Annotated in this window: 17 protein-coding genes; 6 read left to right on the forward strand and 11 right to left on the reverse strand. The window is 62.9% G+C overall.

Annotated features, from left to right (window positions below; all coding sequences use genetic code 11):
- Positions 1-67: 67 nt before the first annotated feature.
- The 6 genes from ACIPY5_RS15020 to ACIPY5_RS15045 all read right to left on the reverse strand — a co-directional run bounded on the left by ACIPY5_RS15020 (position 68) and on the right by ACIPY5_RS15045 (position 7,820).
- Positions 68-1,147, reverse strand: coding sequence for a UvrD-helicase domain-containing protein (locus ACIPY5_RS15020; protein ID WP_400971999.1), 1,080 nt, complete (start codon positions 1,145-1,147; stop codon positions 68-70).
- A gap of 51 nt (positions 1,148-1,198) precedes the next feature.
- The gene (locus ACIPY5_RS15025) at positions 1,199-1,651 is read right to left on the reverse strand and encodes a hypothetical protein (RefSeq protein ID WP_400972001.1); all 453 of its coding nucleotides are present in this window, start codon (positions 1,649-1,651) and stop codon (positions 1,199-1,201) included.
- 875 nt (positions 1,652-2,526) lie between these two features.
- The gene (locus tag ACIPY5_RS15030) at positions 2,527-2,829 is read right to left on the reverse strand and encodes a hypothetical protein (protein ID WP_400972003.1); all 303 of its coding nucleotides are present in this window, start codon (positions 2,827-2,829) and stop codon (positions 2,527-2,529) included.
- A gap of 760 nt (positions 2,830-3,589) precedes the next feature.
- The gene (locus ACIPY5_RS15035; RefSeq protein WP_400972005.1) at positions 3,590-4,084 is read right to left on the reverse strand and encodes a hypothetical protein; all 495 of its coding nucleotides are present in this window, start codon (positions 4,082-4,084) and stop codon (positions 3,590-3,592) included.
- 328 nt (positions 4,085-4,412) lie between these two features.
- Complete coding sequence (locus ACIPY5_RS15040; RefSeq protein WP_400972007.1) at positions 4,413-6,818, reverse strand: S8 family serine peptidase; 2,406 nt, start codon at positions 6,816-6,818, stop codon at positions 4,413-4,415.
- A gap of 57 nt (positions 6,819-6,875) precedes the next feature.
- Positions 6,876-7,820, reverse strand: a complete 945-nt coding sequence (locus ACIPY5_RS15045; RefSeq protein ID WP_400972009.1) for an AAA family ATPase — start codon at positions 7,818-7,820, stop codon at positions 6,876-6,878.
- 84 nt (positions 7,821-7,904) lie between these two features.
- Between ACIPY5_RS15045 and ACIPY5_RS15050 the strand changes: the two genes are divergently transcribed.
- The gene (locus ACIPY5_RS15050; protein ID WP_400972011.1) at positions 7,905-8,216 is read left to right on the forward strand and encodes a helix-turn-helix domain-containing protein; all 312 of its coding nucleotides are present in this window, start codon (positions 7,905-7,907) and stop codon (positions 8,214-8,216) included.
- A gap of 1,405 nt (positions 8,217-9,621) precedes the next feature.
- Here ACIPY5_RS15050 and ACIPY5_RS15055 read toward each other — a convergent pair.
- Both ACIPY5_RS15055 and ACIPY5_RS15060 read right to left on the reverse strand, forming a co-directional pair.
- Positions 9,622-10,182 carry an ABC transporter permease gene (locus ACIPY5_RS15055; RefSeq protein ID WP_400972013.1) on the reverse strand — a complete coding sequence of 187 codons (561 nt, stop codon included), beginning with the start codon at positions 10,180-10,182 and terminating at the stop codon, positions 9,622-9,624.
- Between the two features lie 161 nt (positions 10,183-10,343).
- The gene (locus ACIPY5_RS15060) at positions 10,344-11,246 is read right to left on the reverse strand and encodes an ABC transporter ATP-binding protein (protein WP_400972015.1); all 903 of its coding nucleotides are present in this window, start codon (positions 11,244-11,246) and stop codon (positions 10,344-10,346) included.
- Positions 11,247-11,354: 108 nt separating this feature from the next.
- On the opposite strand from ACIPY5_RS15060, the gene ACIPY5_RS15065 reads away from it, so the two are divergent.
- The 4 genes from ACIPY5_RS15065 to ACIPY5_RS15080 all read left to right on the forward strand — a co-directional run bounded on the left by ACIPY5_RS15065 (position 11,355) and on the right by ACIPY5_RS15080 (position 14,346).
- Positions 11,355-11,591: a hypothetical protein gene (locus tag ACIPY5_RS15065; protein WP_400972017.1), complete on the forward strand. Its 237-nt coding sequence runs from the start codon at positions 11,355-11,357 to the stop codon at positions 11,589-11,591.
- Positions 11,592-11,666: 75 nt separating this feature from the next.
- Positions 11,667-12,755: a sensor histidine kinase gene (locus ACIPY5_RS15070; protein WP_400972020.1), complete on the forward strand. Its 1,089-nt coding sequence runs from the start codon at positions 11,667-11,669 to the stop codon at positions 12,753-12,755.
- Complete coding sequence (locus ACIPY5_RS15075) at positions 12,752-13,366, forward strand: response regulator (protein ID WP_400972022.1); 615 nt, start codon at positions 12,752-12,754, stop codon at positions 13,364-13,366. Before ACIPY5_RS15070 ends, ACIPY5_RS15075 begins: the two co-directional genes overlap by 4 nt.
- Positions 13,367-13,545: 179 nt before the next feature.
- Positions 13,546-14,346, forward strand: a complete 801-nt coding sequence (locus ACIPY5_RS15080) for a hypothetical protein (RefSeq protein WP_400972024.1) — start codon at positions 13,546-13,548, stop codon at positions 14,344-14,346.
- A gap of 632 nt (positions 14,347-14,978) precedes the next feature.
- Here the strand turns inward: ACIPY5_RS15080 and ACIPY5_RS15085 are convergent.
- A complete protein-coding gene (locus ACIPY5_RS15085) occupies positions 14,979-15,917 on the reverse strand; it encodes a hypothetical protein (RefSeq protein ID WP_400972026.1) in 939 nt (312 codons plus the stop codon).
- Between the two features lie 105 nt (positions 15,918-16,022).
- Here ACIPY5_RS15085 and ACIPY5_RS15090 point away from each other — a divergent pair, with 105 nt between their 5' ends.
- Entirely contained in the window at positions 16,023-16,247 is a 225-nt protein-coding gene (locus tag ACIPY5_RS15090) for a helix-turn-helix domain-containing protein (RefSeq protein WP_400972028.1), read from the forward strand.
- 156 nt (positions 16,248-16,403) lie between these two features.
- On the opposite strand, the gene ACIPY5_RS15095 is transcribed toward ACIPY5_RS15090, so the two are convergent.
- Positions 16,404-17,015: a class I SAM-dependent methyltransferase gene (locus ACIPY5_RS15095; RefSeq protein ID WP_400972030.1), complete on the reverse strand. Its 612-nt coding sequence runs from the start codon at positions 17,013-17,015 to the stop codon at positions 16,404-16,406.
- Entirely contained in the window at positions 17,012-17,653 is a 642-nt protein-coding gene (locus tag ACIPY5_RS15100) for a TetR/AcrR family transcriptional regulator (RefSeq protein WP_400972032.1), read from the reverse strand. The genes ACIPY5_RS15095 and ACIPY5_RS15100 overlap by 4 nt, the downstream gene beginning before the upstream one ends.
- Positions 17,654-17,701 lie beyond the last annotated feature (48 nt).

Below are 17,701 nucleotides of genomic sequence, written 5' to 3' on the forward strand. Positions count from 1 at the left end.
CCGACACCAGTCGCTCAGTGATCAGGTAGAGCGCTAGCAACCCCTGCCGACCGAGGTCGCAAGGATTCTATCGGCGCCTTGTTCTGTCGGTCCGCGAACTGGCCAGCATTGTCGGTGTGCCCGAGCGCGACGACGACGGGGAGTTCGGTGAGATCCTCGGCGAGCTCACCGGGTTTTCGTCCAGCACGATTCCTCGGCTCGTCAGCTCTCGAGCGAGGTACTCGAAAGCTGTGCCGTTGCGCACTGAAGCCGACGTCGTCTCGAGCAAGGTCGTTGCATGGCGAGCGTGAGTCTTCTTCTTCCACACCATGCCGTCGGGATAGCCCTGGAAATGGGGCGGCGGTTGACCATTCGCGCCGATCGCCCAGCGCTCGTGGTAGGTGTCGATGTCAGGGTAGTAGAAGTCCGGACAGTATTGCCGGTGGGTGGAGTCGGCGGTGTCGTGTTCGTAGGGGCGCTCGTACTCGTAGCGGACGCCCTGATAGAACAGCCAGTTTGCAAGGAGGCGTTCTTCCTTGCTATTCACAATCTCGCCGGCCAGGGTTCTGAACCCGGTCTTTTTCGTTTTCCGGTCCCAGTCCTCGTGCTCCTCAGCGTCGCCGAGAGTGGGAAGCTCGGTTGCGTACACAAGCCGGAAGAGATCCCAGCAGCGCCGGAACTGAACATCGGTGTCACGCAATACGTCGACGATCCCACGGAGTCGGCCCGTCCCGTCGGCGACGTCGGGCGCGACCATGGGCTTCTTGCCTGTTGCGGCGCCAGTCACGTCAAGACCGAACCGATGGAACGTTCGCGCGGTGATGCCGGTAGCTTGTTCGCCGAGTCGTGCGCGAGCTCGCTCGTCGAGTTCGGCAGCGGCTTTCTTGTTGAAGGCCAGCATGAGGATCTGCGTCGGCGGAGCGATCTCGCGCTTGAGCGTGCAGCTGGCTCGCGCCACCATCGTCGAGGTCTTACTCGAGCCAGCTGCAGCGATCACACGGACCCGGTTGTCGTAGCGAACGACGGCGTCGATCTGGTCATCTGTCAGCGGCGACTTCTCGACCGTGTTGAAGTACTCGGCGAGTTCTCCACGTTCTCTCGCAAGAAATGACTCGTTGCGCGACTCGACTTCCCGAGCGAGGTCCATGTTCTGCCAGGCGTTGATCACGGCGTGGGTTGGCTGCGGGATCCGAGCTAGGAACTCTTGAATGAGGGGTTCCTAGGCTCCGACAAGGAATCCCGGATCCAAAACTGGCTTGGCATGCTGCCACCCGCGAAGCGTCTCAAGCGGTATCCATCGATGCTGCGGGGCGATCCAGTCAGCACGCACATCGTCCCACCACAGACGTATCGTCGCACCCGCTTGCTCGTACCAACGCCCGAGTTGGTTCAGCCGGTCTAGCTCGGCGTTTGCCAGCGCGGACAGTTGACGAAGCTCGTCAAAGTCCCGGTGACGCATGCCGCAGAGTTCGACGTCTCCATTGCCGGGGATTGCGATGACGACAGTCGTCCACAGCCACCCTCGTTCGACTTCCATGCGTCGTGTCGCTTCGACAGAAGCGGCGAGAGTGGTCCTCTGGATTGAAATCTGAAACCAGATCCGATCAATCTCCAGCTCCCAGCTATCAGCTCGCCGGAAGAGCCTCGCCCAAAACGAAGGTTTCCATGTCACGATGTATCCCCCGAGATCCTCGACTTGCCGAGCCAATCACGAGCATGCGACATGGCTCGCTTTGGGTTGCAGGTGGCGAGCTTGTGACGCTGATCGACAGAAAATCGTGACCTCTCGGATACAGAGTCATCTGGCTGTCGCAGTGGGGCTCGATGATGAGGCGTCGCATCTGGGCAGCTTTTCGAACACGGCCTGGACCGGAGCGGGGCGCTCGCGGTTGGAGGCTTCGGTGTTGACTGGCTGCAGTTCCACCTCGCGCCCATCGCTTGTGATGGCTTTGAGTGGTAGGCGCAAAACCGAGCCCGATACCTGAAACCGGACCCCGACGGCTTGCCCGACCGCGATCTCGACTGGTACGTCAACTTGGGACGAACTCGGATCTGTCAGCTTGAAGGTGACGAAGCGCTGGGGCGTTTTGGAGCCGTCCGAGACCTGGACAATTGTGATCGGTTGCCGTCCCCTATTCGTGACAACAAGGTCCATGAAGTTGCTGGCTGTCGTAACGTTCACGTTTGGTAGCTGTCCGCTCAGGCTTGCGCATGGGGCGATGGTCGACGTAAACGACGTAGCCAAGTTGTCCCGTTCGTTTGCTACATACGCCTGGACTACGCCTGCGAGAGCGAGCGCGCTGAATACGGCTGCAGCGACGGTTACACCACGCATCACCTTCTCGCCCCGAGTGAGTTTTGGGCTAGGTGTAGCCTTACGCTGTGCCTCCATCTCCTTCGAGAACGCGGCTACCGCCCTGTCGATTGCTTTATTGAGATCCTTGGGGGTTACGGCGTACGGCGGACGCACTTCCCGTGCGGTTCGTGACGACTCGCCACGGGCCGCCTGCTTGGCGGCCTCACGCTCAACCTTGAAACGACTCGACATCAGACGCCGCGCATGTAAAGAGCATGACTCGAGACGTTCGCATCTGGCCCGTGCTCAAGCTTGTGTTGGCGGTCCTTGGAGCATGTTCCATCGGCGTGCTCTTGGTCCTCCACATCGTTGATTTCCCAACGCTGCTCGCGATCGCTGTACGAGATGATCTTCGAGCGATCATCTTCGTCTGCTTGTACGGCCTTGCAGTCTTCACCAGCCTGGCCGGCTGCCTGTGGATGCTGGTTGCCATTGCGATCGGGATCGTCGTCCGGCGGGACGATGAATAACGGGTTGACGACCGTGGCGAGCACGCAGCTGGCATTGAGGTGCGGCGTCTGACGGTTGGACTTGCTCGGGCACTATCGCGCTCATCGATCCTCGTCCGCGCGTTCGCAGGAAGCTCGTTCGAGCCGCCTAGATCGAACCATACGAAGTGCTGGCCGGGCGGGAGCATGACGAGCTCGATCAGGCGCCGCGTCGCCTTGTTATGGAACGTCGCCCAGGTCTTGACGTTGTGAAAGGTTGAGTCCGATGCGTTGTCCAGGATCACGCCGTACACCCGTGGGTCGGCTTCGACATCTGTCACCGCCCAGGCGGAGAGGTTTCGCGCCTGAGCCTTTGACTCACGTTCCTTCTCGTCGGCCCGACCTCGACGATCCGCGACGTATGAGAGCGCTGCGAACCCGATTGCGAGAGTGGTCAGCCACGTGGGCAGGTCTCCCATCCAGTTTGGCCAGTTACTCATTTCTTCCTCCGGTCTAGTTCTGCTGGTCGTGGCATCTCGCTGCTCGAACGGTGCATGCAGCGCTCGACGGGGAGGCGCGATGACACGCGACCTGTACTAATGAGACTTCGACGGCGCGGTCGAGTTACGCCGGTTCTCGATCCGGAGGGCAACGAGTCGCAAACTGTTGGCGCACGTGTCGCGAAGGGCGTGCTCTGCCCGTGGATGAGTCGCTGACCTCGTGAACCTTAGACTCGGTCGGTGCCCCGTCGCGTGTTGTCATGCGTTCGGTCAGCCGCGCTACCGCCTGATACCACAACCGGGAGTTCCGGCCGCTGGAAATCCGACTAGATAGCGTCCCAACCAGGGAAGGGCCAAGGCCAGGGCACACCGAAGACCATTACTGCTACGCCAGCGCCAAGGACAACGAGCGCTGCTGCTGCGAGGATCATTGAGACGGTCAGGCACCATGACGCGATGACCACGGACTTGGCCTCCCAGGCGCGAAGCCCGCCGGTTGTGCCGATCTTCGCAGGTGTAGGCCATCCAAAAGACGCATACATCGCGAGTGCGAGCGAGACGAACGTGACTAGGGCACCGAGTCCCAGTAGCCAGGCGGTGTCGTACTTCGCTTGCGCGCCCAGCTGTTTCAGGGCTTCTGGGCCAGTTGCTGAGGTCATGACCAGAGCGAGAACCCCACCAAGCCCCACGCCATTTCGCCAGTTTGTTGCAGCGACGCGGATGATCGGCAACTGGGCTCGGGCAATCGCGCGGAGATCGTCGGCCTCGTCAATCTCAGCCTGATTTGCGGGCCTACTGCCCCCCGAGCGCCACTTGCTCATCTCACTCCTGTGGCAACCCAGGATCGACCGCAGCCGACCTCGCCTGATGGACATCCTTCATGAGGGTGCGCGCAACTGCATCTCACGGTCACGTCGATTGAGCGGCGCGAGATGGCCTGTCCGGTGGGGCTCTGCCCGCTAGCAGGAAGGAGGCGCAACGGCTTCGTGATCCGTACGTCGCCGCGGCAATATGGGCAATGGCCCTCAATCACCGCTGCCTTCGCAACGAGGCCACTGACCTCGAACCTGTTTCCAGCAAGGATGGACTCGTCGCAGGGGCCTGCATCCGCCTCGGTCTCAGCCCACTTGAGGTCGCGATGCTTGTGAGTCATTGGCTTCGGGTGTTTCGGCTGCGAGCACGGTCGACCAGTCGTGCCTGGGCCTCCGTGTACAGATCGATGTCGAGACGATCATGGTCCCGGATCTCGACCGCGACCGCGAAGGACTGCTCTGTGTACTGTTTCTTCTGACGGTCCGTCCAACGGCTGTGCTCGTGAGTGATAACGAGGAAGTAGTCCTCATCATTGGGGTCCCACCCGCCACTTGGGCTGTAGTAGGTCCGACGCATGAGCGTGTCACTGAGAAAGGTCGTCTTGGGCGGTTCCATTGCGCGGCCAGAGATGGCTTTGATGACGACAAGATCCGGGTTCTCGTCCCGTTCGCTCTTCCGTGGTTGCCGAGCGAACGCCTCCTTGATGGCTGCTAGATCCTGGCGCTGAACGAAAACAAACTCCATGTTGCCGGCGATGTAGTCCTTGCGACTTCGCCTCACAGGAGGGTCGAATGCGAGCGCGATCGAAATCTCGCGTGCCGAACTGCCTGTGGCGAACAGTTCGGGAATCGGGATCTCCAAGACAGCGTGGCTATTCGTGGACATCGAGCCTTCAAAGGTGAAGATCACTCGGGTCCCTGAGCTCTCGAGGACATCGTCTCCCGCGGGGACACCGTACGCAGAAGAGAGGAACGGCGTCTTCCGATCCTTCTTTCGGTACTTGCGTGACCCGCTGAGTGCCAGGAGCGCGCGAAGCAGGTTTGCGCTGGCGTCCGGATAGCGCGTCGCAATCTTCGCTAGTTCATGGGCAACCCGGGGTGCTGCAAGACTTGTTCCCGTCGACGCGCCAAAGAGCCGCCCGTTCACCGGAGGGATCAACGTCGTGACAGCAAGTTCCGCCGAGTCGGTCACCAGGTTGTCGGTCGCCGTATCGATCGCCCAGTTGCCTCCGTTGGCGGAGAACTCGGGCTTCTGACGCCCCGCGGCTTTCGAGCCACGGACGGGGCCCGTGCGTGCATAGGGCGCGTGGTGGCCGGCTCTTGCCAATGCGACTGCATGAGGGTTTCGACTGCGATCGATTGTGTCGTCCTCAGCTATCGCCGTTGCTGTGACTGACAGTGCTGCTGTTCCCGGCGCAGCGACGCGGGCTGAATCATCACGGAGGGCATCAAGATAGCTCTTGACATCCTCGACCTGCTCGTATTCGATGTTTCCTGCGCTGGTGACGATGACCATGCCATGTTGCTGGGCTTTCGTGTCGATGAGCGCGGACAGGTCTGATGTCAGCGGGCCCGGATCCGCATATGTCTCTCCGAGGGCGAGTACGACGATCCGCACACGATGCTCTGCCAACCAGTCCAATGCTGCCGAAAGTTGATCCGCTGTGTCGCCGTGTATCTGCGCTTCGAATCGATCATTCGCCTGAGCGACACGGGCAACATAAAGGGGGAACGGCTGCCCATCGAACTCTGGGTCAAGTAGTGATCGGACATCGCCCCACGCGGCGACACTCGCCACTTCAGTGCCATGACGGGTGTGCTCGCCCAATGTCACTTCGTCGGGAAAAGTTCTCTGCTCGACGATGACATCCCTGAGCCAGGGGTTGGCATCGACGACTAGGTCGTCGATGATCCCGATCGGTTCGCCCTCGGGAAGCAGCGGGTCTGCGGGAAGCCGCGTTTGCAGCAGGGTCTCGTGCGTCACCCGAGCAGTAAGAGGACCTCGGATTCTCTCGATCAGGTGGTGGTCAGCGAGCTCTTCGAACGCTATTGCGTCTATGGCCACGTGAACGGTGAGCCTGTCTGGGTCTCGACTGTCGTGCGCGAGCAGTCGAACGAGCGGGTTACGATCTGTGTGCGACTCGAGGAGGGAGATGATCCGTGCGACGCGTTCGGTTCCCTGCTGCTGACCTGTCCGGTGCTCCAGCGAGGTTGGCCACAGGGCGACGTCCACCTCGACAACATCGTCATTGCTGGGCGGTTGAAGCCCGGGCGCGAGTCGATCTTCTCTCCCATAGAGGTCAATCCCATCGACCTTCGCCAACTCATTCTGGAGATTCTTGGCGATGCCGTCGAGTGAGTCCTCGGGTTGGGAGTAGCGGCCAATGAGGCGGGCGAGGGCCGACCGAGCATCATGATCGGTTAGGGCGAAGTACCGCTTGTCGTCAGTGACTGCCAGAGGCACGAGCCCAAGGCCCTTAAAGGCGCTGTTGTCGAAAGGCTGGGTGCCCGTGAACTTGAGGACGAGCTCACTAATGCCTGACTCGGACTCCTCGGGTTCGATGATCTCGCCGGCGTCGCCAAGCGCAGGAAAGAGGTGGGAGGATGCCAGTCCTTCCAGGATGCCACGGAGCGTTGTGGCTCGTGCTCCACGGTCCGGTTTGGGTGCACCGGGGTCGAAATTGACGTTGACGCGCTTGCTTCGCATCGGATCGAGCGTTGTCAGCTTCAGATGATCGGCCACGAGGCGACTATATCGACCGGAGGTGCCTAGGCATAGCGAACTCAAAGTCCGTGTCGACTAGCTCCAGGGCCGGCTGGTGACCTCGTTGGCGGCGAACTCGATGTCGGCGGCTTTGATCTGCGTTCGATCTTCAAGCAGGGCATGACGTTTTGCGGAATCTGCGAAGAACTCGGTGGCGGCGTGCGGCAGTCCCGCAAGGTGCGGAACAAACGAAGCGACGTGTTCAAGTCCGTTTCCGAGAAGGCGACGGGTGAGGAGTTCTGTGACCTGGCCTTCGGTTGGGAGCCCGAGTTCGACGACTGAATCGAATCGGCGCCATAGGGCAGAGTCGAGAACGTGGGAGTGGTTTGTTGCTGCGATGATCAATGACGGCCCGGAGTATGCATCGATCTGCTGCAACACGGCGTTGACGACTCTGCGGAGCTCTCCGTGGTCTGACGTGTCCTCTCGCATCTTTCCTAGGCTGTCGAACTCGTCCAAGAACAGCACGTAGGCGCCCGTGGAGACGAAAGCGAACAAGTTGGCCAGGTTCGCGGCGGTTTCGCCAAGGTAGCTTGAGATGAGCCCTTCGACGCGGGCTGTCACGAGGGGCCGACTCAGCTCATGAGCGATGGCTGCTGCGGCTGACGTCTTCCCGCATCCTGGAGGTCCCGACAGGAGGATGCGATTCCGCCTCGGCAGTCCCGCGCGGTCAAGTGTTGGCCAGTGGCGAACCTCATTGACGACTCGCTCTAGAGCGTCGCGGGTGTCCTCGGCGAGGACTAGGTCCCCAAGGTAGCGGTCTGCTTGCGACACGCGTGCGAGAGGAAGCGAGCTGTCCCGGTCGGTCGGCAGGTCAGGCATCGGGGGGGCGTCATTCGAGCCGATGCCACCGTTCGCGGCGAGTACTGTACGAAGCTCGCGTGCAAGAACCGTGTGGCGCTTGGCTTCTTCCTCTTGAATGATCGCCTGAGCAGCCCGGCGAAACTTCAAGTCGTCACGCTCGCCGTATGCAGCGATCATGTCGCGAAGATGCCTTCCAGCCATGTCTCAAGGTTAGCACACGGTGGTATGTCTCTTGGATAAAGAAATGATAGATTCGGATTCATGGTTGGTCGGGCGCCCAAGTCACAGTTTCCCTTGATAGATCGCTCGCGCCTCGTAAAAGATGCACTGAGGCATCAGCGGGAAGATGTGCTAAAAATTTCGCGATCTGAACTCTCCCGACGATCAGGAGTGTCAGCATCCAGCATCCAGGCGATCGAGGACGGTCGCACCGTCGATCCCGGGCTTTTCACTGTCGCGAGGCTGGCGGTCGCCATGCATCTCGACCTCAGCGCCGTGATGCGGACGCTCGAGGGGCCTCTGAGAATCGCGCCGCTCCACCGAACGGACCGAAGCCACGACCTGCTCCCGTGAAACTACAGCGCAAGAAGCGGCCGAGGTCCACAGTGCGCGTGCCGGCGCTCCTCGGGAAGGGCTATGTCTAAGCAAACTGGGCACACAGGATGCGAGGACTTGCGTCGAACGACTCACGGCTGGCGGGGAAGATCGCCCTGTGTTGCGGCCGGATTGCAGTCGGCGCCGACCTGCCTCGAGTGGTGAGTAGCTCCTGCAACCGCCGCTCGCACCGAACGCGGCCGTCATTGTTGGAACACTGTTGGTTGCTCACATCGACTCGGGTGAGCCACTGACTTGGTGCCTCGTGGGGTTCCGACTTGTGTGTAATCCGGTCTCGTGCTGCGTGGTCTTGTCTTGATCCCGGGTGGCCTCCGAGAAGCCCACTGTGTGCGCTGCTTTCAGGTTGGCGCGGGCGGCTGCTAGGGGTAGTGTCCGCACCAAACCACTGGATCGAGCCGCGAAGGCGCCAGGGTCCTTCTAGGGGGAATAGCAGGAGCGCCAAAGGGCCGCTGACATCGGATGATGCGAAGCGTCTTCTGACGCGCAGCGCCACAGCGTCGGCTGCAGCAGTTGTCATCATTGTCGGGCGCAGCTCTGTACGGCGGATGCGATCACGAAGTAGTGATCACCACCGTTTGCGCTATGGCCGGGGGCGAGCCTGCGCGCGGGCGGGGAGTGGACGCTCAACCTGAGTTCTGCGTGAATCAGTCTCATTAGCGGGCGCGGAAGACGTCGAAGAGGACTCGGAGGGTGAGGAGCCCGGACAGAACGAAAAGCAGGTACCCGAAGACTTGGAAGAGGGTAAGGGGCAGGGTCGGGTGATCTGTGGTCCGTCGATGCTGACAAGGAGCATGGCGTGTCGCAGCACTGTCCTTGCGCGCTGCCATCGGAGCGAAGCTCCACGAACGGGACGAGTACCTGCGCCCGCGGGAGCCCGTGTGTGGCCGTCATGCCCGCGATACCGGAAGAGGTGAACACGAGCCCCGTCCGGAGTGCGCGGTGTCGACCGCGCAAGGCGAGGGGGCACATGAACCGCGCATGAGCCTTTCATGGCTTCCGAACCTCGAAAGACGCTCGCTGAGCGGAACAAGCTGACTGCTCGCACTGCTGCGCTTCGCATTCTGGAGGAGCTCGATCTCGGCGACACGATGTTCGCCTTGCGGCTCAAGAGAGACGCTGTCTTGCATGGCTATTCGGAATCAGCCAGCTGTATCAGTGTCGTGGGGCGACAGTGCCCTGTTACACGAAGAGCAGGAGTGAGGCGCATCGATGCCTCGCGAGGTATCGCTCCTGACTTCACACCCGAGTGCCAGTCTCCAGTTCTGTTCCGGCATTGCACGACTCAAGCCTGTGAGGGACCGGGCTCGTACGACGCTCGCAGGGCTTTCGACGGCGGCTCGCGGCGGGACCCGTATGGCGTGTGTCAACGTCGCGGTTCCCAATGGAAGGTGATCTTCGCCATGATCAGCGCTGCCGCGATCCATCCGAGTGTCGGCAGGGTCAGCAGGAGGTTCTCTCCGAGCGCGGTGCCACCGTTCCACGCGTTGATGCTGAGCTGGGTCGAGGCGCCCGAGGGGAGGAGTGCCTTGACGAGTGGTGCGGAGTCCGCGCTGGTGAGACCGATCCACATCGCCAGCCCGATGGGCCCGAGAGTCAGCGGCAGCGTAGTGACTTGTGCGTGCTCAGGGGACCGCGTCACTCCGGCTGTCGCAAGGGCAAGGGCGAGCATAAGAGCGATCAGCAGCGCACCTGAGATCACGAGCAGGAGAGGGTCGGCGGGGCCGGCCGAGACGGCAGACAGCACACCGAGCACGACGATCAGTTGGAGTGCGCTGATCGCCACGGGCGGGGCGACGAGTCCGGCGAGGATGCTCGCGTCGCTCGCCGCGGTCGACCGCAGTCTCTTGAGGAAGAGCGTCTGCCGCCTGGCCGTGAGCGTCGTGACTGCGGTCACGTAGAGCCCGAGGACCGATATCGACACCATCATCGATCCGACCGCGAAACCGACCCCGGCGGGGAAGTGTCGAAAGGCGTCACGACCGAAGATCAACAGAGCGCTCGTCCCGAGTGGGATCAAGGTCGCGCTGACCAGCACAGACCTGTTCCGAATGATCTGCTTCAACTCGCTTGCAGCGACCGTGAAAGTCATCGTGTCTCCTTTTCTCTGCCGGTATCTTCTTCGGCGATCGAACGGAGCACATCGTCCAGGCGAGGCGATCCGGCTTCCAACGCGTGCAGTTCCACGTCGTTGTCGGAGGCCCAGCCCAGTAGCCCGTGCAGCGTGGTCTGCAAGTGCGTGGTGCGGATGACGAACGCACCGTCGAGCGTCTGCTCCGCTCCCGATGGGGCTGGGTCTCCGGCGGCGAGGGTGAAGGAGATGCGTGCGGGGAGTGCACTCGTGATCTCGTGGACGGTTCCTTCCGACCGCAGTCGCCCACCATGCATCAGGCCGATGCGGTCCGCGTGCTGCTGCGCTTCCTCGAGGTAGTGGGTGGTCAGCATGAACGTCGTTCCCTCCGACCGCAGTTCGTCCACGACGGACCAGAGATCGTCGCGGGCGTTCACATCGAGCCCGGTCGTGGGCTCATCGAGGATGATCAGCTCCGGTGCTCCCCAGATTGCGGTGGCGAAATCGAGACGTCGTTGCTCGCCGCCGGAGAGCTGGGATACTTGGGTGCGGGCGCGATGGCCGAGGCCTACGGCGTCCAGGACTCGCGAGGCGTCGTCCTTCCGGCCGGAGAGCGCGCCGAAAAGCTCGACGGACTCCCTGGCGCTCAGCTCGGGGGAGAATCCGCCATTCTGAAGCATGATCCCTGTTCGCGGACGTACCGCGCGACGATGCCGGGGATCCTCTCCGAGCACGCGAACGGAACCGCCGTCGGCGGCGCGGTGCCCCTCGATCGTTTCGAGGGTGGAGGTCTTGCCGGCTCCGTTTCCGCCGAGCAGGGCGTACAGCTCTCCTTGTAAGACGTTCAGGGAGACATCGCGCACTGCTTGGAAGCGGCCGTAGCGCACGGAGAGCCGATCGAGCTTGATGACGGGATTCATGCTCTCATCTCACAGGTTCTCGAGCGGCCGAGTCAGAGCCGCCATGTCACAGAAGGATGTGACACAGCGTCACTACTGCCGCCGATCGGTCACGGCAATGCTCGAGGCATGAAGATTCTCAGAGGCATTCTCATCGCCGTCGCCGTCGTCGGCGTCCCCAGCGCGTTCATCCTGCTTCTTAGCCGCAGTAACCCCAACATCATCGGGTTCCTGCCGGATGGTTGGCAGGAGTTCATCATCCAGCACGACTGGATCGGTTTCCTCGTCCTCGGCATCGAGGTGGTTGCCACACTTGCTGCTACTGGGCTCGGGTCCGCCATCAAGAAGCGTGAGAACGCCGCCTAGCATGGGGGAATCGAACAGTCGACGCAGGAGGGCCGCCCTCTGACGGGTTCTGGAACCCGTCAGAGGATCCGGCACGTGACGATCCTCACGGTCACGGTCGCGGTCGTCCCCATCGGGACCCTGGCCGTGGCCGTGACCGCCACTTCGTGGTGGGATGGAGTGCTCGTTGCCCTGGGCCTGTTCGCGCCTCTGCTCCTGCTCCGGCAGTGGACGCCCGACGGTCTTCCCGACGGCAGCGTTCTGGTCGCGATTCTCTCTGGTGCGAGCTGGGGACTCAGCGCGGCGCTCGGCGGCAGCCCCCTGGGCGTATTCGCCCTGTCCTTGGGCGGCGCGATGATCGTCACCCGGCTGCCTCGTCATCGCTTCATCGCGACGCTTGGACTCTCCGTGGTCGCGGCAGCGCTCGGTTCGCTGGTCTTCATCGGCCGGCCGTTCACGATTCTCGCCGCGGAGAACTATCTCTTGATCCCCGTCGCGACGACGCTGCTCGTCTGCGCCGTCATGGCCCTCGTCGAGCGATACTCCAGCATCCTCCTGGCGCTGGAGCGCGCGAAGCAGGCTGAGGCTGAGCTCGCCGTCGCACGGGAGCGCATCCGCTTCGCGAGCGATCTGCACGACATCCAAGGGCACACGCTCCACGTGATCAAGCTCAAGACCGCGCTCGCGAAGCAGATCACGGATGCCGACCCGATCGCGGCGAAGAAGGAACTCGACGAGGTCCAGCACCTTATCGCCGACACCATCGCCCGCACGCAGGATCTCGTCCACGCCCAGCGCCGCCTCAACGTCCCGGCGGAGGCGGAGAACGCGAAGAACCTTCTCGAGGCCGCCGGAATCGCCGTGACGTTCGCAATGCTCGATCAGGTGAAGGGCTTGGAAAGCACGCTTCTCGCCCAAGTCCTGCGCGAAACAACGACGAACATCCTTCGGCACTCGAACAGTACACGCGCGACGATCACGATCGACGGCCATCGCATCGAGATCGTCAACGACGGCGCCGGGACCGGACCGCTTCCTTCGCTGGGCGGCCTGAGCACCCTCCGTAGCCGCCTGGAGGAGATCGGCGGAACGCTAGAGGTCGCTCGCGAGGCCGGCATTTTTCGCACGACGGCCACGGTCCCCGCGCCGGATCCGATCGTCTCAACGAGCGAGCACGACCGATGAGTGCGCAACCGGTAACCGTCCTCTTGGCGGACGACGAGCAGCTCATCCGTTCGGCTCTCGCCGCGCTCCTGCCGCTCAACGGAAACATCGCGGTCGTCGCGGAAGCCGCCAACGGCGTCGAAGCCGTCCGGCTGACCCGGGAACACCAGCCCGATGTCGTCGTCATGGATCTCGACATGCCCACCATGGACGGTCTCCAAGCCGTCGCTCAGATCCGCGAAGGCGACCCGGATCAGATCATCGTGCTCCTCACCCGCCATGCCAGGCCCGGTGTTCTGCGCAGAGCGCTGAAAGCCGGAGTGCTCGGCTTCCTCAGCAAAGCATCCGACCCGGAACTCATCGCCGAGATCATCCAAACCGTCGCGCGAGGGCAACGCTGGATCGACCCCGGCATCGCCGCCCTTGCAATGACCGACGACTGCCCGCTGACCGAACGCGAACTCGACGTGCTCCGTGAGACGGGCAAGGGCTATGCCGTCACCGACATCGCACGCCGACTGCACCTTGCGCATGGCACCGTCCGCAACTATCTCTCGAACGCCATGCAGAAGACCCAGACGTCAACCCGCCACGACGCCGCCCGCTACGCCCGCGAACACGACTGGCTCTGATCCTTCCCCCTCGTGCAAGCAAGCTCGTAGGCCGGCCAGCCACGGGCGTTCAGCTCGCGATCGTCGTTGTGCGTTGCCCACCGGCGCCATGTCGAGTGAGCGAGCACGGTATCGGAGCCGGCACAGGCTGCGGATTCGCGATGAGCTCACCGTAGCCGCTGACGCGCAAGAAAGTCGTTGTGTACGCCAAGACGACATCGACGAAGCTCGCCAGCGCGTACATGGAGGACACTCCTGGGCTGCGGATCTTCCGTTACGCTCTGATGCTCCGGATCAAGGACACCGGGCTCGTTGGCGGCCCGGGGCAGTCGACGACCACAACCCTTTGGATGAGCCCGCACCTCACGCTGACGGACTATCGGTTCGCCGCGGTCTTGAGTAACAGACCCGGGCCCCAACTCGCTGAATCCGAACGGCGGAGCCTCCGAGTGGCGGACTGGGCCGACTGCACCATGCACGGAGCCCACCCAAGGAGCATGGCGCTGTATCTTCCTCTCATGAGCGACAGGTCTGAAGGACGACAGATCAGAACCGATCCACCGGCCCCAGTAGACGGGCCGGGCCGCAGGGACGTCGCTATCTCTGGGAGCATCCCGGATCGTTGGACGCTTGCCGGTGCTGACGATCTAGAGCCTGACATCGCACGCATTCTGGCGGCGGATGATGACTTTCGTGTTCTGCAGTCCCTCGCGAACAACCGATCCGTGCCGCAGGACGTGCTCGCTGTCCTCGCTCAACGGCCCGAGGTTGCCGAGCAAGTCGCATCCAACCCATTCGCGCCACCGGAGCTGAAGGAGCCCAGACTACTGATCTTCCACCCGTCGATCTCGATCACGAGGTTCCTCGCCGATGTCGGTGCGACGGAGGATCAGCGGCGCATGCTCATGAGTCGCTACACACGGGCGATGCAGGAGCAAGACCAGGTTCAGACACTTGGCGAAGCGTGGCATCAGGTCCTTACTTCGACCGAACAGCCATAGAGCTGAGCTCTACGTGCATGTCGAGGGGTGTGGCCGGGAGCAGGTGCGATGGAACCAGGCGCACTACCGCCTCGCCCGGGGACTGCGACGGGTCCCGCAGCCGGGTGTTAGGGGCTCCGAACGCCGCGCGTGCGTGCTTCATGAACTGTGGCCCAGCCGGCCCAGCGCCCGGCCCGGCTGCGATCCCAGTGTTTTCTAGGGTCGGCCCAGCGCGGCCCGGCGCTGCTGGGCCGGGTCTTGCCCTACTCCCGACTGGGAAGTCGGGGGTTCACCCTGTAGGTAGGTAGGAATAGGTATATACGTATAGAGAACTTGAATTGATTAGCGTGTTTTTCACGAATCTCAATTCTCTTTTTTCTGCCTACGTGTATGTTCCGGGGAACTGGGCCGCCGGACAGACCCCCTTTTCGGGGTCGTGTCCCCAGTCGAGAGTAAGGCAAAACCCGGCCCACATGGTGCTGGGCCAGGCCCTGTTTTGCCGGGCCGCGCTGGGCCGGGCAGGCGGCGGCCCCGCCGATGGACGCGAGCGGGCGAACTCGAGTGGTCGTGGCGGCGCTACCGCTCAGTCGCTCGCGCTCACCGATGTGAAGGGGCAGGCAGACACGTCCGTGGTCGGCACGACCAACACCGCTTCAGCTCGCGCGCGACATCCGTCGGAGCTCGTCGCGAAGCTCAGGAACCGGTTCGGTGTCGGGATCCCTGACGGTCGCATGGGGGAGTGGAGGCAGTTCATGGGCGGCAGGCAGCGCGGTCATCGCCGCGTGGACGAAGCCATACATCCAGGGCCCTGGATGAGGGTCGGTTGTCCACGGGGCAGGCGACCTGTCGGGCTCTGCCAGCGGGTCGAATCCGAAGCGTTCGAGGCGGCTTTCCGCTGACGCTGTCCTGGCGTGCGCGTTCGCTTTCTTCCAATCCTCGAGCGCTCGCATCGTCGCTCGGCTCTCGTCGGCCCACTCTGGATGCCGGGCTGCCACGACTTTGCCGCACACGAGGAGGGTCAATCCCAGACCGAACGGAACGAGAACCCACTCGAGTCCGAACCAGGGCGTACCACCGTTGAAGAGGGCGCCGATGCCCATGATGACGAGGATCACGACGGCGACCGCGATGAGTGCTGTACCGGCCAGGTACAGCGTCGTGTCGTGGTGCCCAGTCATCGGCGGACGCCCCGGTACGTATACATCTCGCTCATGTTGCTGTCGCTCGCTGGCCGTGATGGCTTCCTGGGCTCGTTCACGGGCAGCTGACCAGGCGGCATCGAAGTCCGAGGTGTTCCGGTCGTACTCGTCCACGAGCTGCAGCGCGTTCACAGTCCAATTGTTGAATGCCTGCCCGTCGGGCGTCTGCCTCCACATCGCGAAGGTCGCGTGACGCTGCTCGTGGAGAACTTGCTCCTGGAGATCGCGCGCCTCCCTCTGCATGGCTGCCGCCTCTTCCGCGGCTCTGGCAGTGCGCTGCTGCTGGAGGGCGCTCTGTTGCTGCCAGTCGGCGGTTCGTGCCGCTTCACGGGCCGCCTGCTCTGTAGCTTCCCAGGTCTTTCGGATATTCCGTTGGTGCTCTGTCTCAGTCATGGTCCCCCCCCGGATGCGATCAGAAGTTTGCACTTGCTAGTGATCGCTAGCATATGACGCCTATGACCGGTGGACGCGGTTGGACGGAGCCGAGAGCGTTGATATGTGCCCGGTTCCGACGAGATTCTCCGCCGCTTAGCGGTGCACATTCACCGCATCCGGCTCGAGCGCGGCTTGTCACAGGAGGGCCTCGCTCACGAGGTCGACATGCACCGTGCATATGTGGGATCCATCGAACGCGCCGAACAGAACGTCACGCTCAAGACGCTCGCACAGCTCGCGGAACGTCTCGGCGTCGACCCGGCAGACCTGCTGAAGCCGATCGGCTGATTGCTGGGGGCTGTTGGATGGCGCGGTAGCGGAAAGGGCATCGCCCACGAAGACTTGCGGTTCGTGTTCGTTGGATCGGGCTCACCGGCATGACGCCGGTCGAGGTCCAATGGCTGCGCCGTATCTGAACGGCGCAGCGTCGCTTTGGCGGGCGTGTCAGCGGTGGTGGATTCGTCGTGCTCGGACGACGACATCGCGGAGGGTCGTACCGTGCCCGTTCTCGGGGCCAATGGCTCGTTCGCGGATCTCGGCCGTGTGCACTTCCCAGTGGTCGGGGGCGAGGAGGGCGCGTATCTCGTCTGGTGCTGTGACGGCCTGTTGGTGGTGCGCGTGAGCGTGTCCGTGCTCGTGATGGTGTCCCACGATGAGGAGGGTCCCGCTGGGTGCGACCCAGTGGGAGATACGCTCGTAGAACGCGTTCTGCGGCATTGCGGGGTGGGCGTAGAACGTGGTGACGAGGTCGTACTGGCGGGGCGGTTCCCAAGTGGACAGGTCTGCTTCGATCCAGGAGACGATGTCTGCGCCTGCTCGCCTCTCGGCGCGTGTGATCGCTTCCGGGGAGATGTCGGCGGCGGTGACATTCCAGCCGTGAGCGGTGAGCCATATCGCCTCGGCCCCTTCACCGGACCCGGCTTCGAAGGCCTCGCCAGGCTGCAGACCCGCGAGTTCGGTCATCAATGCGGGGTGGGCAGGCAGAGACGTAGGGCGACGGTTGGCGGCGTTCTGCCAGTGCGCTTCCCAGTACGCCTCATCGAAGTCTCCACTCACTTCGCTGCTCCTCGGTTTGCGCGCTGCAGCGCCGCTCGCACGTCACCGTAGACCTCGTTGAGCACTGGTGGGCGTGCTCCCGGATTCCGGTCGACTTTCCGGACCAGTTCGTCGAAGCTGAGCCGCATGCCGAGGGCGAAGCTTTCCGCAACCGCAGCGGCATCCAGCGGCACGAGACCGGGGCCTTCGACGAGCGCGTCGGCTATGTGCTGCGTCAGTCTGGCGTCGCATTCCAGACCGGCAGCGAGCAAGGAAGGGTTGTCGCGCATCAGGCGGCGGACCCGCAGGAACCGGTCCAGTCCTTCCGGGTCTTCTTCGACGCCCGATGTCATCGCCTCCCATGCCTGCTCGAGCTCACGCAGTGCGCTGTGCGCGGACACAAGGGTGGCGGCGGCGACGAGTTCGCGTTCGAGTCCGGCTTCGTCAATCAGCACCGCGGACTCCTTGGTCGCGCAGTGCCGGAAGAACGTCGTCCGGGAGATTCCTGCGGCCGCGGCGATGTCCTCCACGGTCGTGGCGGCGATGCCGTTCCGCTCGAACAGGTCGATCGCCGCGAAGGCGATGAGCCGCTCCAGCTCGAGGCGGCGCCGCTCCCTTAGGTCGGGTTGCGGCGACGTGGTCGTGGAATACCAGGTCATGATGCTAGGTTAGCACGCTGTACCTAGATGGTACTCAGTACCATCTGC

Origin of the sequence: Microbacterium sp. NPDC089698 (genome assembly GCF_044749045.1) — a bacterium.
Classification (GTDB): Bacteria; Actinomycetota; Actinomycetes; order Actinomycetales; family Microbacteriaceae; genus Microbacterium.